10 protein-coding genes are annotated in these 14,693 nt (G+C 59.5%); all 10 read left to right on the forward strand.

What is annotated here, in order from left to right; all coding sequences use genetic code 11:
- The first annotated feature begins 15 nt into the window (after positions 1-15).
- The 10 genes from MOV74_RS07360 to MOV74_RS07405 all read left to right on the forward strand — a co-directional run bounded on the left by MOV74_RS07360 (position 16) and on the right by MOV74_RS07405 (position 14,654).
- Positions 16-4,119 (forward strand): S-layer family protein, encoded by a 4,104-nt coding sequence (locus tag MOV74_RS07360; RefSeq protein ID WP_246919584.1) that lies wholly within the window; start codon positions 16-18, stop codon positions 4,117-4,119.
- Between the two features lie 107 nt (positions 4,120-4,226).
- On the forward strand, positions 4,227-5,930 hold the full coding sequence (locus MOV74_RS07365) for a type I secretion system permease/ATPase (RefSeq protein ID WP_246919587.1): 1,704 nt from the start codon (positions 4,227-4,229) through the stop codon (positions 5,928-5,930).
- A 9-nt stretch (positions 5,931-5,939) separates the two neighbouring features.
- The gene (locus tag MOV74_RS07370) at positions 5,940-7,310 is read left to right on the forward strand and encodes an HlyD family type I secretion periplasmic adaptor subunit (RefSeq protein ID WP_246919590.1); all 1,371 of its coding nucleotides are present in this window, start codon (positions 5,940-5,942) and stop codon (positions 7,308-7,310) included.
- Between the two features lie 1,094 nt (positions 7,311-8,404).
- Entirely contained in the window at positions 8,405-8,620 is a 216-nt protein-coding gene (locus MOV74_RS07375; protein WP_018458240.1) for a hypothetical protein, read from the forward strand.
- 100 nt (positions 8,621-8,720) lie between these two features.
- Positions 8,721-9,227 carry a prepilin peptidase gene (locus MOV74_RS07380; RefSeq protein WP_246919655.1) on the forward strand — a complete coding sequence of 169 codons (507 nt, stop codon included), beginning with the start codon at positions 8,721-8,723 and terminating at the stop codon, positions 9,225-9,227.
- A gap of 1 nt (position 9,228) precedes the next feature.
- Entirely contained in the window at positions 9,229-10,194 is a 966-nt protein-coding gene (cpaB, locus tag MOV74_RS07385; RefSeq protein ID WP_246919594.1) for a Flp pilus assembly protein CpaB, read from the forward strand.
- Positions 10,194-11,399 carry a pilus assembly protein CpaE gene (locus tag MOV74_RS07390; RefSeq protein WP_246919597.1) on the forward strand — a complete coding sequence of 402 codons (1,206 nt, stop codon included), beginning with the start codon at positions 10,194-10,196 and terminating at the stop codon, positions 11,397-11,399. Before cpaB ends, MOV74_RS07390 begins: the two co-directional genes overlap by 1 nt.
- The gene (locus MOV74_RS07395) at positions 11,396-12,820 is read left to right on the forward strand and encodes a CpaF family protein (protein ID WP_246919600.1); all 1,425 of its coding nucleotides are present in this window, start codon (positions 11,396-11,398) and stop codon (positions 12,818-12,820) included. The genes MOV74_RS07390 and MOV74_RS07395 overlap by 4 nt, the downstream gene beginning before the upstream one ends.
- Positions 12,817-13,749, forward strand: a complete 933-nt coding sequence (locus MOV74_RS07400; protein ID WP_246919603.1) for a type II secretion system F family protein — start codon at positions 12,817-12,819, stop codon at positions 13,747-13,749. Before MOV74_RS07395 ends, MOV74_RS07400 begins: the two co-directional genes overlap by 4 nt.
- Positions 13,746-14,654, forward strand: coding sequence for a type II secretion system F family protein (locus tag MOV74_RS07405; RefSeq protein WP_246919606.1), 909 nt, complete (start codon positions 13,746-13,748; stop codon positions 14,652-14,654). Before MOV74_RS07400 ends, MOV74_RS07405 begins: the two co-directional genes overlap by 4 nt.
- Positions 14,655-14,693: the final 39 nt, after the last annotated feature.

Consider the following 14,693-nt stretch of genomic DNA (forward strand, 5'->3'; position numbering starts at 1 on the left):
GCGACGACGGCCGTGGTGGCGAACTACACGGTCACCGACGAGCACGGCGCGACGTCGACCTCGACGCTGACGCTCACGCTGACCGGGACCAACGACGCGCCGGTTGCGGTTAATGATACCAGTGCCAGTGTGGGCGCCATCGCGGCGACGGAGAAGGGCGGCGCCGCCAACGGCTCCGGAGGCGTCAACGGCAGCGGCAATTTGCTCACCAATGATACCGATGTCGACAGCAGCCTCTCCGTCAGCGCGATCCGCAACGGCGGCACCGAAGGTGCCGGCACAGCTGGCACGCTGGGCATGGGCCTAATCGGCACCCACGGCACGCTGACAGTTGCGGCCAATGGGAGTTACACTTACGTGGTCAACGAGAGCGATCCCCTGGTGCAAGCGCTCAACGTAGGCCAGTCTACCACCGACATATTCAACTATACAGTGACCGACGGCAGCCTGACCGACACGGCGGTACTGACGGTCACCATCAACGGCGCCAACGACGCCCCGACTATTGCCAGTTTATCTGTCACCGGATCGACAATTAGCTTTGTCGCGACCGATCCAGATAACACCATGCTATCGCTAGGCGCACCGTTTGCTGCGGCATTCGGGAACCCTACAATCACAAGCGGTGCGACCCTCAATCTTGCGCCTGCTCAGCAGCCAACGGCGGTGTCCGGAACGTTGCAGGTAACGGATGGTAGCGCACCTGCAAATGTGGTCGCCCTTTTCCTTGGTACCAGTGCTGATGATGGCTTCACTGCCGGTGGCGCGAACACGGCGATCTATGGTTTTGACGGGAATGATATTCTGAGAGGCGGAGTAGGCGCAGACTGGATCTTTGGGGGAAATAACAACGACACCATTATCGGCGGGTCAAACGACAATTTACTCGATGGTGGCTCTGGGACCGATACTCTGCAAGAGGATGCAGACTTTGTGAGCGCTAGCGATTCTCAAATCGTCAATATCGAGAACGTCTTGCTTACCAATCCCGTAACAATCGATCTGTCGAATCAAACGGAAGCTTTCACGATTACCGGGTCGACGGGAGCTGACAGAATTGCGGCGGGTAATGGCAACGATACAATCGCAGGCGCACAGAATGACACATTGCTTGATGGCGGTGCAGGTACTGACACGCTGCAGGTGAATGCGAATTTTACCAGCACCAGCAATAGTCAGATCGCCAACATCGAGAACGTCAACCTCACGACGGCGGTGACGCTCAACTTAAGCAATCAGACCGAAGGTTTCACAATTGCCGGATCCACCGGCGCTGACAGCATCACGGCGGGGACCGGGAACGACACAATTCTGGGCGCACAGAACGACACGTTGCTCAACGGCGGCGCTGGCACCGACACATTGCAGGTGGGCGCGAATTTCACCAGCACTAGCAATGGTCAGATCGTCAACATCGAGAACGTGACGCTTGCGACGGCGGTGACGCTCAATTTGAGCAATCAGACCGAAGGTTTCACCATCACGGGCAGCGGCAGCAGCGATACGATTACGGGCGGTACCGGTGCGGACACGATTAGCGCTGGAGGGGGGAATGACACGATCAATCTTGCGGATGGCCAATTCGTTCCAGGAGAATCGATCGATGGCGGTTCCGGGTCAGACACTATCGTTCTGACCAATGCTGCTACCATCGACTATACGACCGGCAGTGTCACGGGAGTGGAGACTCTCTCCGGGAGCGTCGGGTTGATTGATCAATTGACGATGTCTGCCTCGCAATGGGCCGGGTTCACGATCATCAATCTTGGCACAGGATCAGCAAACGCACTGAATGTGGTGGCAAGCGGCGATATCTCCGGGCTTGGGACCCCAGTCGTGAGCAATATCACGATCGGCAATCTTACCGGCACGGGCGGAAACGATACCATCACCCTTACCGGTGCCCAACTTGATGCGATCATCCAGGGCGCAGGCGTCGGGATCAGTCTCGGCGCCGGCAGTGGAGATACGATCAATTTGACTTCGACCTCGACCGACCTCAATACCTTGGGAGACGGATCAATCACAGGCGTTGAGGCGATCTCAGCATCGACGGCTGCGGTCGGTGTCCAAATCCTGTTGGGGAATCAAAGCGAAGCCTTGACGATCACGGGCAGCGCCAGCGCGGACACCGTCACCGGAGGCGCCGGCGCCGATACTATTAACGGGGGTGGCGGTGCGGATTTGATCAGGGGCGGAGCGGGCAACGACTCTCTGACAGGCGGTGCCGGCGCTGACCAATTTCGATTCCAGAGCAATGGGAACACCGACACGGTCACCGACTTTGCAGTAGGCTCTGACAAAATCGGCTTCCTGGAAGGGACCGGAACAGGTGCGGTTAATTTCAGCACCAGTGGGACGCCAGCTGGCGCTACCCCCGCGGCTGCAGATTTCACCACTGCCGCAACAATTGCGTCAATGAACAATGGTAATGACAGCAAAATCACTGTCATCACTGGATCGCAAACAACTGCGCAGATCCTAGCTTCTACCGGCACGAGCGGCAATCATGCCGACAACACCTATGTGGTGGCTTTCAATTCAACCACGGGAAAAACCGAAGTCTGGTTTGACGATAATTGGTTCAGCACTGCAGGCCGCGTTCAAATAGCTACGCTCGACGGTGTCACGTCAGGACAAGTGGCGGCACTAACCGCCGCAGATTTCGTACTTTACGATAGCAGCTTCCCCGCGGGTGTTGCCGGTAGCCCCATTAACTTGGGTCTTACTGATCCAACGGCAGACCGAACGGACACGATTACGGTGACGCTTGCCGGCGTTGCATCAGACTGGATTGTGAACGGCGGCACCGCACTCGGCGATGGTAGCTGGCTGGTACAGACGAACGTTCCTGATGGGCTGACGATCACGCCGGCCGCTGGCTATACCGGGGCGATGCTGCTGCAGGTCACGGAAAGCTGGACCAATGCCGACGGAAGCACGGGCAGCCTATCGTTTGGGGATAACATCGAAGCCTATGCGCCAAGCTCCCCCATCTTCGCGCTCTCAGGCAATGACAACCTCACCGGCTCCAGCGGCCACGACATGTTCGTGTTCTCGCAGCCGATCGGGCACGACGTGATCTATAGCTTCGACGTCGCCTCGGATCAGATCGACCTGATCGGCTATGCCGACTTCACCGGCTTTGGCGACATCCAGGCGCATACGCTCAATGATAACGCCGGCAATGCCGTGATCACGCTCGCCGATGGCCAGTCGATCACGCTGAACGGCGTCGACGCCACGTCGCTTACCGCAAGCGACTTCGTCTTCGATCAAACGCCGGTCACGGAAAACGCCGGCCACATGGTGATCAGTAACGGCGCGATCCTGCCGCTCTCCGGAATTATCGACAACACCGGCACGATCGAGTTGAACTCGACCGGAAGCACGACCGACCTCGAGCTCATCGAACACGGTATCACGCTGCAGGGCGGCGGCCACGTCGACCTTTCGGACAGCAGCGAGAACGTGATCACCGGAACGGTCTCGGACGTCACGCTGACGAATGTGGACAACACGATCTCCGGCGCCGGCCACCTCGGGGGTGGGGTGATGGTGCTGGTCAACGAAGGCACGATCATCGCCACCGGCACCAACGCACTCGACATCGATACCGGATCGAACACCGTCACCAACACCGGCACGCTGGAGGCAACCGGAACCGGTGGACTGGAGGTCCACAGCGACATCATCAACACCGGTGTGTTGTGGGCCAATGGCGGCAACGTCACAATCGACGGCAATGTCAGCGGTAACGGAACGGCTCAGATTAGCGGGTCGGCCACCCTCGAATTCGCAGCCGCCTCGTCTGCGAACGTGGCGCTTGATGCCCAGGCGACCGGGACAATCGTGCTCCATGACTCCTTCGACTTTAGCGGGGTGGTGTCCGGATTTAACGGGGATGACCACCTGGATCTCCTCGATGTGGCATTCGGGGCCGACACGACCGCGAGCTATGTCGCAAACCAGGCCGGTACCGGAGGAACCCTGTCGGTGACCGACGGAGTCCATACCGCAAATATTACCCTGTTGGGCCAGTACGACCCCGCGGGCTTCCAGTCAGATACAGACAAAAGCACGGGCACGCTTATCAGCTACCACGACCATCTGGCCTGATGCGCTGCGTGTAAATGGGTCGGGCCGAATCTGCGGCCCCGAGTTTGGACTACGACGTCTGGTGTTCCGCATCAATTCTGAAGGGGGCGGATTTTCCGCTGAGCAATGTGAGTACTCCGTTCAAGAAGCCCGACGAACTCCGGCGTTTGCTGCAAGGCTGCCAACGCTATTTCGTCACTGCCGCGATCTTCAGCTTGGCGATCAATCTGCTTTACCTGGCAGGGCCGCTCTACATGCTGCAGGTCTATGACCGGGTGATCGCAAGCGCCAGCGAGATCACGCTGCTGATGCTCACGATCGCGCTGTTGATGGCGTTGCTGGCGCTCGCAGGGCTCGATGCCGTTCGAGCCCGCGTGTTGACCCGTGCCAGCATTCGCCTCGACCAGACGATCGCGCCCCGCGTCATGACCGCCATCATCGATCGTGCCGCCGCCGCGCGCAGCTATCTGCTGCGCGATTTCGACACCTTCCGCCAGTTCATCACCGGCACCGGGATACACGCTATCCTCGATCTGCCCTGGGCGCCGATCTATATCGCGGTGATCTTTGGTCTACATCCCGCGCTTGGCATCTTTGCGCTGGCCTGTTCGATCATCCTGATCCTGATGGCGGTCCTCAACGAATGGATCGTCAAGCCGCCGCTGTCGGAGTCGAATGAAGCGGCAAGCCGAAACTATAATTTCACGGAGATGAGCCTGCGCAACACCGAAGTGGTGCGCGCGATGGGCATGACGGCAGGCCTCTTGAAGCGCTGGAGCCGGGATCGCAACCGCATGCTCGAGCGCCAGGTAGTCGCGAGTGATCGCGCGGCCACGATCCAGAGCCTGATCCGCTTTCTGCGGCTTGCAATGCTATCCTTGATCCTAGGACTCGGCGCCTATCTCGTGATCGAGCGGCTTACGACTGCCGGGGCGATGTTTGCCGCCAGCATCCTGCTTGGCCGCGCCTTGCAGCCGGTCGAGCAGATCGTGGGATCATGGCGCGGTCTCATCTCGGCGCGTGGCGCTTTCTTGCGTGTGCGCGAGCTGCTGGTTGCTTATCACGTGGAGGAACCCCAGCTCGCGCTGCCAAGACCGGAGGGCCGCCTGTCTTTCGAAGCCGTGTCCTGCGTTGCACCGGGAGTTTCGAAGCCGATCCTGCGTGGCGTCACCTTTCAGCTCGAACCGGGTGAAGTGCTCGGAATCATCGGTCCGTCCGGCGCCGGTAAATCCACGCTGGCGCGCCACATCGTGGGCGTGCAGGCCCCGTCGGCGGGCGCGGTTCGCATCGACGGGGCCGATGCTTCCACTTGGATCAAGACCTCGCTCGGCGGCCACCTCGGTTATTTGCCGCAAGACGTCGAATTATTTGCCGACACCGTTGCGGCAAATATCTGCCGGTTCAATGCCGGGGCAGATGAACAGATCATCTTGGCGGCGCGTATGGCCGGGGTGCACCACATGATCCTGCGCCTACCCGAGGGCTATGGCACTCACGTTGGGGAAGGCGGCGGGATTTTGTCCGGCGGCTACCGTCAGCGCATTGGCCTTGCGCGGGCGGTGTACGGCAATCCCAGCCTGGTCGTGCTCGACGAGCCGAGCTCAAATCTGGACTCGGACGGCGACGCCGCTCTCGCAGATTGCATCATGCAACTCAAGAAGCGCGGAACGACGGTGGTGACTATCTCCCATCGGCCGGCCACCATCGGCATGGCTGACAAGATCCTGGTTCTGCGTGAAGGCGTCGTCGAGATGTTCGGACCGCGCGCCGAGATCCTGGCCCGCATGACGAGGCCTGTACCGGTCCACACGGTCCGCGAGACGACGGGTTAGGACATGCTCATGGCGCTGTTGGAGTTTACAAGCCGGTCGAAACCACGCGCATTGGCGCCAAGCTTGACGATTGACCAACTCAGGGGCGGTGCACCGAACGACTCCATTCGTCGCGTGGCGCTTGCGGGATGGCTGATCATTGCCATCTTTTTCGGCGGTTTCGGCACCTGGGCGCTGACGGCACCACTCAACGGCGCCGTGGTTGCAAATGCTATCATCAAGGTCGACGGCAACCGCAAGAGCGTCCAACACCTCGATGGTGGCATTGTCAGGGAATTGCATGTCCGGGAAGGGGAGCGGGTGCTGGCCGGCGATCTCTTGATCGTTCTGGACGATACGCAGGTCCGCGCCGAGTATGAGGTGCTCACACAACAATACGCCGTGCTGCGTGCGACGGAAGTACGGCTCCTGACGGAACTCGATCATGGATCCGAGCTGACCATGCCGGCCGATTTGAGGGCGCGCTCTGATGACCCCTACTTTAAGAGCGTGTGGACCGGTCAGCTCAATCAGTTCGACAGTCGGCGAGCATCGCTTGACGGGCAGCGAAGCGTCATTCGTGAGAAGATCAACCAGCTTGGGTCACAAATTGTGGGCGCTGAGGCGCAGGTCAAGGCCTTCACCGATCAGATCAACTCGGTCCGCAACGAGGCAAAGGATCTTGCGCCGCTGGTCGAACGGGGCCTGATTACGCGTCCGCGAATTCTCCAGCTGGAGCGGACGGCGTACGGTTTGGAAGGCCAGATCGCCGATACAAAAGCTGGTATCGCGAAGGCCCGCCAGGCCATCGCCGAGCAGGAGCAGCAGATCGCCCAACTCGACAATGATCGGATGACAGATGTCACCAAGGACTTGCGCGACACGCAGGCCAGATTGCTCGAGGTCATTCCGAAGGCGCTGAGTGCAAAGTCGGTACTGGGTCGAATGGAAATTCGGGCGCCCTATACCGGCCGGGTGGTGGGATTGACCGTGTTCGCCGTCGGCGGCGTCATCCAGCGCGGCGACAAGATCCTCGACATCGTACCGGCCGAGGACGCACTCACCATCGAAGCCCAGGTTGCGGTGGAGGACATCAGCGACGTACATCCCAATATGCGCGCCGAAGTCCATCTCACTGCCTACAAGCAGCGGATCGTCCCGATCATTCACGGCGACGTCATTCAGGTTTCGGCTGACCGCCTCACTGATCCCAAGACAAATGCGCCGTACTACACGGCCTTTGTGCGGATTGATCAGGGTGAGTTGGCGGACATGCCGAACATTCGCCTGTATCCTGGGATGCCGGCGATCGTTATGATCCCGACCGTTCAGCGAACTGCGTTTGATTACATCGTCGGGCCGCTCGCAATGTCATTCAATCAGTCGTTTCGGCAGAAATGAAGCAGACAAGGCAAGTGATAGAAGAAGCATTAGCAACGGCGCCGATCGGCGCACGGAGGAACACATGCCTCATCCCGGCGACGCAAATGGCGGCGAAAACAAAAGGGCGAACGAGAGGCGCGCTGTAAAAGGTATAATGTTTAGAGCCATCGAGCGCTTACCGCGCGGGCAAGCTCAACGCTTTGTTGATGGAGCCGGCGCATCCCCTCGAGTTTCCGAAATAGTCCGCATTCCGTTGATCTCGGATTGACCGAATTCCCGCTCGAGTTGTGATCTACTGGAGTCCGCTCCGTTTCCACGTTGCTGGATCGCGGCTCCAATTATCCTGAGGGTCCGGTTTTCCCTCGCTGATCGCCGGATTAACCTCGCGTGCGGACCGAATGGACCTTCTGCGCCTGTTGCTCGCGCCAGGTGCCGACGTGCAGCACGCGGATTGAAAGACTGTTCGCCGCCGCACTACGCTGTAAGTCTTGATGACGGCATCGCCGTCGAGCCCCTGCTTGAAAATGGCGCAGATATCGCGCGAGCCCGAATTAATGATTGCGTCACGCCAGTGCAGCTGACGGAATCATGCGGCTGCGAGGCAGCGATCTGTGCGATCAGAATCTTCGGAGGGATCACCTCACTCGTCGCGGACAGATGTGTTGCGTCGCGCCTTCGCACGTCGCGAAATCTGCGCCATGCGCCGGCCTGGTCGCAGCATCGACATAGATTATATGTGAGTGGATTGACGGGTGTATGCAGTACCACAGCTCATCACTTCGCAGAATGCTGAAGTTCCGAATAATAAAAATATACCATTAGGGGGCCCGTATTATTCCGGTGAAGCTTTGCCGAATCTCAGCCGTCGCTCTGCCCCAAATCGATTGTCGGGGCCAGCTATCGTCTTTGTTTCACAACATTTTTTCTGATCTTTGATTTTCGCGTCGGTGCGTTTCGCGAGTATTTATTCCGGAAGACATTATATATTAAATGTTGACGATAATAAACATTTAATAGATAGTTTATCGCTGGCGGGGCCGGACATAAATCCGCAGCCGCTGGAAGTTGCCGAGGTGTCTGCAAATTCATCTTGAAAGAAGGGATTCTTCCAAATGTTGCAATATTACATCGAGACCAAGGAAGCGTTGAAGCGTCTGCGAACGGACCAGGATGGCGTGGTGTCATTCGAGTACATCATCGTCGCGGTTTGCATCGTTGGCGCAGTGGGTGCCGTGTTCGGTGGTGGAGCTGGTGGGCAGATCGGGGCGGCGCTAACGACCGGCATCACCGCAATCACCACCGCTTTCACTACCGCGATCGCTGGTTGATACCGCCATTTTGGCGCCAGAGGGGGGCAATCCAAGCTGCCCCCCTCCTGCAGGACTGCTCCCGCTAGTTTGCCTTCCACTTTTTTGAAACGTGCATTTCATGAGTTGGATTGCTCCCACCATCTCGATCCTCGAAATCCTGTTGTTGCTCTATGTCGCAACGATAGACGTGGCGACGCGCTCGATCCCAAACGAATTTTGTCTCGCGCTGGCGCTCCTTGGGGTCGCCGGTCAATTGCCCAGCCCGATAGAAGTCGCCGTGTCGCTGATCGCAGCCACGATCCTCTTCCTGCTCCTTTTTGTCCTATACGCGCGCGGAGGAATTGGTGGCGGCGACGTCAAGCTGCTGGTTGCCCTGGCGGTTGGTCTCCCGCCGAGTGGCGTGATGCAGTTGCTGACGGTCACCGTGCTGGCCGGCGGCGTTCTCGCCTTGGTGCATCTGATGATGCGTCACCTGCCGTATCCCAGGTTGGCACCCGCCGGATCGTCGCTCGCACGGCGGATCTACGCGATCGAGCGTTGGCGCCATTTGCGACACGCCCCGCTGCCTTACGGAGTTGCTATCGCCTGTGGCGGCATCTGGACCATTTTGAGCAAAGGATCATGAAATGTCATCCGCGCTGCGTCTGTCGATCATCGTGGTGCTTTTGCTTGCAACCACAGCGTTTGGACTGATTGCCTATAGCATGAACCTGCCGAAGGCGCAGCCTCCGGTCCCGGTACAAGTGACAGCGATGCCCCTAGCGCCGGCGGCGCCGGCGACCGCCGGATACTTTGTCGCGGCACGGCCATTGCCGAGGGGGACGTTGGCCCGCGAAGAGGATTTCACCGTGCGCTCGGTGCCGCCGGAGCGCGTTCCCCCGGGGGCTATCCTTGACGCCCCCGAGTCCAAGGCCGGACTTCCGGGTTCTCTCATCCGCAACTTCGTCGAAGCGGGCAGTCCCGTTACGTTGCAGGATATCCTGCGTCCGCGGGACCGGGGTTTCCTCGCCAGTGTCCTGGCGCCAGACAGCCTTGCCATCAGCATCAAGGTTGACGAGGAGGCCGGTGTCTCGGGCCTCATCAGGCCAGGCGATCACGTGGACGTCGTGTTGACCCAGGTCTTCGAGAAAGTCGACACCGCGCGTCGCGCACTGAGCGAAACCATTCTGCGGAATGTTCGAGTCATCGCGATCGATCAGGAGATCGTGCAGGGCGCACGCCCCATCAGCGGGATGGCAGGTAAGCAAACGCAGACCGTGTCACTGGAGCTTACGCCGGTACAGGTCAAGAAAGTCACCGTCGCAAAGCAGCTCGGGACGGTTTCCTTGGCCGTGCGCGCAGCGGTCGATCAGTGGGACAAGGCAGACACCGGCGCGATGTCGAGCTGTGATGTGTCGCCTGAACTTGCCCGCCAGTATGCAATTTCCGCACAGAGAACGGCAGTGGTCGTTCATTCAGGCGGTGAGGTCAAACAATACACGGTCAGGAAGCAAGTAGAAGACGCTCTCGTCAGCTGCGACGGTGCATCGGAAGCTGGTCGCCCGACTGCAACGGCGGTGGGTTACGATAACAGGTTGTCGGAGAAACGTTGATGAACATTGCCATAGCCACTCCGCCTGAAGAATCGACGTCGATCGTCACGCGTAACCGCATCATCGGTTTCGTAAATGATGAGCTCAGCGCTGCGGCGCTGCGCAAGGGGCTCGAAGGCGCCAACCTCTCGATCAGGCGCGGCACCATCCGCAATGCCATACGGATGCTTGAAACCGACACCGACCTGTTTGCGCTGGTGGTAGACATCAGTGGCATCGATGATCCTTTTACCGAACTGGAAAGGCTGGCCGGCGTCTGTCCGCCCGATGTCCGCGTAGCCGTGATCGGCGATAACAGGGAGATCACCTTCTACCGTGAGCTCCTGGAGCTCGGCTTGACCGAGTATCTGCCGCGGCCGCTCACGCGCGATATGGTGCTGGACAAGCTGCGCCCCAAGCTGCTCGGCGACGTGGCAGCCAACCAGATCGATCGTGGCGGGCACGTGGTCTCGATCTGCGGGGCGCAGGGCGGCGCCGGCGCCACGAGCATCGCGATCAATCTGGCGCTGCAACTTGCCGAGACAACCAAGGCCAAGGTGGCGCTGCTTGATCTTCATTTGCAGGGCGGCGAGGCTGCCGTGATGCTGGGTGTTCGTCCGGGGCCGGGGCTGCGTATCGCTCTGGAAAATCCGACGCGGGCGGACACACTCTTCCTCGAGCGCGCGGCAATCGAAGTCAACGAAAGGGTTTGCCTGGTCTCGGCCGACGAGGACCTCGATGCGCAGCTTGAAATTACGGAAGCTGGCGTACGACACGTGCTGGGTCTGCTGCGTCAACGGTTCAACTACATCGTCGTCGATGTACCCGTCCCGTTTCCGCCGTCGATCTATCCCGTGATTGCGCTTTCCCGTCATGTGATGGTGCTGCTCGAATCCGAGGTGACCGGACTTCGCAATGCCCATGCGCTACGCACCGCCGTGATCAACATCGCGGGCAAGGACCGGGTCTTTACCTTGCTCAACCGGGCCGGTCGTCCCGGGGGCCTGCCGCGGGCGGCGGTTGTCAAGGCGTTGGGTGCAGAGCCCGACATCGTCGTTCCCGATCTCGGCAAGGGCATGACCGAGGCGCTCAATCTCGGAATTCCAGCTCTGAAGCACGTCAGAAAATTGCGGCGTCACCTGGCACCGATCGTACGGGAGATCAGCGGCGTCGCTGCCGAGCGGACTGGCTGGTGGAGGAGGGTGCTCACAGCACATCTGCGATGAAAAAATTTGGTAGGCGTGAAGACGACGCGCCAGCTCACGTATCTTCATTGGCGACAAGCCTCCCCGCATCTGCGATGGGCTTGCCTTTGCCGCCGCCCAGCGCGGCTGCATCCGCACCGAGCGTGCCGTCACCTGCGCCAAGGCGCGACGAACCAGCGATCCACCAACCCATAATCCCGCCTTCGCTGCGCGAGCGGGTGATTGAGCAGATCGAACCCGCGGTGGCCGCAACCGTCTCGCGGGAGGTTCTCCGGCGGCAGATTGAAGAGATCATCCATCACATTGCCAACCAGGAACGGCTTGAGCTGTCGGGCCGCGAGCAGCTGCAGCTTGCGGACGAAATTGCCGACGACATGACCGGCTACGGGCCGCTCCGTCCGCTACTGCTGGACCAATCGATCAACGATATCATGGTGAACGGTCCAAGTAATGTCTACGTGGAGCGAAGCGGCAAGCTGGAACGAGTTGCGGTGCGCTTCCGCGACAATGATCACATCGCCTCCGTCGCTCAGAAGATTGCCGCGCAGGTTGGTCGGCGCGTCGACGAATCCAGTCCGATGGTGGATTGTCGCCTGCTGGATGGCAGCCGGGTCAACATCATCCTCCCGCCGCTGGCGATCCATAGTCCGTGCATTTCCATCCGCAAATTTCCAAGCCGCCGGTTGGACATCGCAGGATTGATTGAAAACGGCTCGATGACCGTGGCCATCGGGCAATTGCTGGAGATCGCCGCCCGCTCGCGGCTCAATGTTCTGGTCTCCGGCGGCACCGGATCCGGCAAGACGACGCTCCTGAACGCGATGAGTCAGTTCATCGATCACACCGAACGCATTGTCACGATCGAGGACGCGGCGGAGTTGCAGCTTCAGCAGCCGCACGTGATCAGCCTGGAGACCCGGCCTCCCAGCCTCGAGGGCACAGGGCAGGTGACACAACGCGATCTGCTGGTGAATGCCCTGCGCATGCGTCCCGACCGGATCGTCGTTGGCGAGGTGCGCAGTTCTGAAGCTTTCGACATGCTGCAGGCGATGAACACCGGCCATGATGGTTCGATCTCCACGGTGCACGCGAATAGTACCCGGGATGCCCTGACCCGCATCGAAAACATGGTGCAGATGGGACAGGTCAATCTACCGTCGCGCGCCATTCGAAGTCAGATCGTCGCTGCGCTGGATCTCATTGTGCAGGTCGAACGCATGCGGGACGGACAGCGCCGCATCGTTCAGATCAGCGAGGTGATCGGTCTTGAAGGGGAGGTGATCACCACCAATGACATCGCAGCCTTCGAGTATCAGGAGGAGGATGTGAACGGGCGGATATCGGGCAGCTATAAGTCCAACCTTGCAACTCCGAAGTTCAAGAGCCGTCTTGTCTATTTCGGGCTAGATGGTGCTTGGACCGAGGCCATGAGGCAAATATGACGCTGGAGTCCGTGATCGTCACTGTTCTGGCGCTCGCGATGTGCGCAGCAGCCATTTCGTTGTGGCTCGACGCTCGGGAAAGACGCATCAATCGCCGGTTGGCGGTAGCTCTGCCAACGTCTCATCCGGCTAACCTGCCATCCATTCGCCGCTTGGAGAGCGGGTCTCAGGATCAGTTTCTCAATCGGCTGTCCAATTACAATCCCGATATAACTTACACGTTGCATCCGGCCTATGTGCTGCTTGCCGGTGCTTTCGGAGCAGCAGCGATCCTTTATGCGAACAGCCAGCTGGGATATTCCATCGCCTACGCGTCCATTGTCGCTGCAATCGCGACCCTCATTGTGATCCGAGGCCTGTTCGGATGGCAGCAACGTCGCTTCGCTCTTCAGCTTTTTCGACAGCTGCCTGATGCGATCCAACTGGTGACAAGTACCGTGCGATCGGGTCTGCCTGTGCACGAGGCATTTCGTGCCCTCGCGCGCGATATGCCGCAGCCAACGGCCGGGCAGTTCGCCATCGTATGCAGCGAAGTGAATCTCGGAAGACCTGCAGAGGAAGCTGTCCAAGCTGTCTATCGGCGAACGCAGGTGGCGGAGTATGCGATCTTTGCGGTGACACTTGCCGTCCAGTTGAAGTCCGGTGGCAGCCTGGCCGAGACCTTGCAGAACCTGGGAGACACTGTCAGGCAACGTGTTGCGCTGGCTGCTCGCGCCAAGGCGCTGGCAGGAGAGGTGATCTTTTCCTCCCGGGCGCTGACAATCTCGCCCTTGATTGCGGGTGGGGTGCTATACGCAGCCAATCCGCAAACGGTTGATCTGCTGTTCACCGATCCGGTTGGAAACAAGCTGCTGGCTTACGCAGTCATTTCGGTGCTTGTCGGAGCCCTGGTGATAAGTTGGATGGTCAGAAGGGAAACGGAGCTATGACGTTTGGTCTTGGTCTGGTGGCCCTCGCGATGGCAGCTGGGACTGCGTCCTGCATGTTGATTATCCGCGAAATACACGTTCGTACATTGGACGCCCGGGTGTCGAACGCCGTGATGGGCGTTGCTGGCCGGTCCGCACCCTTCCAGGACGTGACCGGTTGGTTTTCGTCACTCGGCATGCGGTATCGTCGCTTCTATGCTGAGGAAAATCTGGATCAGCTACGAACCATCCTTCAATCGTCAGGTTTCAATCATCATCGAGCCTTGCCGACCTGGATCGGTGTCAAAGCCGTCAGCATGGCCCTATGCCCGATCATCGCCGGGGGTGTCGCTCAGCTTTTCGGGAAGGCACTGCTGGATGTGCTGGTCTTCACGCTTATCGGCGTGGCGATCGGGATTTTGGCGCCGCGATTGATACTGGCGGTGCTGAAGCGACGGTTTGATGCCGCCATTCGGCTGGGCACGCCGGACATGATCGATTTGCTGGTTGTGTGCAGCGAAGCGGGAATGGGCCTGGAAAGCGGGCTGGCACGTGTAGCGCAAGAAATGCAGGAGACCAATCCCGCTATAGCCCGGGTCATGAGCAGCCTTCTTGATGATCTCCGGATCCTGCCAAGCCGCAGCGACGCATTCGAGAAACTGGGAGCTACGTCGGATGGGCTTCGCCGATTCGGAATCATGGTCGGCCAAAGCCTGCAATACGGAACGCCCGTGGGCCAGGCTCTGCGGAGTGTCGCCGTCGACCTCCGGCGCGAACGTATTACCAAGCTTGAAGAAAGAGCACACAAGTTGGGCGCCAAGCTGACCATTCCGATGGTGTTGTTCCTGCTTCCAGCCATGTTCGTCATTTTGGGAGGAAGTCCCATTCTGCACCTCGTGCGTTCGTTCGCCAGCTTCGGTAAGTAGCCATGAGCACGATTGTCCTTTCGAAACCGTCCTCTTACG

Source organism: Bradyrhizobium sp. SHOUNA76, from assembly GCF_023006445.1.
In the GTDB taxonomy this organism is placed as follows: Bacteria; Pseudomonadota; Alphaproteobacteria; order Rhizobiales; family Xanthobacteraceae; genus Bradyrhizobium.

Coding starts and splice junctions, on each gene's coding strand:
- MOV74_RS07375 (WP_018458240.1), top strand. CDS start 8,405: ATGTTGCAATATTACATCGAGACCAAGGAAGCGTTGAAGCGTCTGCGA.
- MOV74_RS07370 (WP_246919590.1), top strand. CDS start 5,940: ATGGCGCTGTTGGAGTTTACAAGCCGGTCGAAACCACGCGCATTGGCG.
- MOV74_RS07395 (WP_246919600.1), top strand. CDS start 11,396: ATGAAAAAATTTGGTAGGCGTGAAGACGACGCGCCAGCTCACGTATCT.
- MOV74_RS07405 (WP_246919606.1), top strand. CDS start 13,746: ATGACGTTTGGTCTTGGTCTGGTGGCCCTCGCGATGGCAGCTGGGACT.
- MOV74_RS07390 (WP_246919597.1), top strand. CDS start 10,194: ATGAACATTGCCATAGCCACTCCGCCTGAAGAATCGACGTCGATCGTC.
- cpaB (WP_246919594.1), top strand. CDS start 9,229: ATGTCATCCGCGCTGCGTCTGTCGATCATCGTGGTGCTTTTGCTTGCA.
- MOV74_RS07380 (WP_246919655.1), top strand. CDS start 8,721: ATGAGTTGGATTGCTCCCACCATCTCGATCCTCGAAATCCTGTTGTTG.
- MOV74_RS07400 (WP_246919603.1), top strand. CDS start 12,817: ATGACGCTGGAGTCCGTGATCGTCACTGTTCTGGCGCTCGCGATGTGC.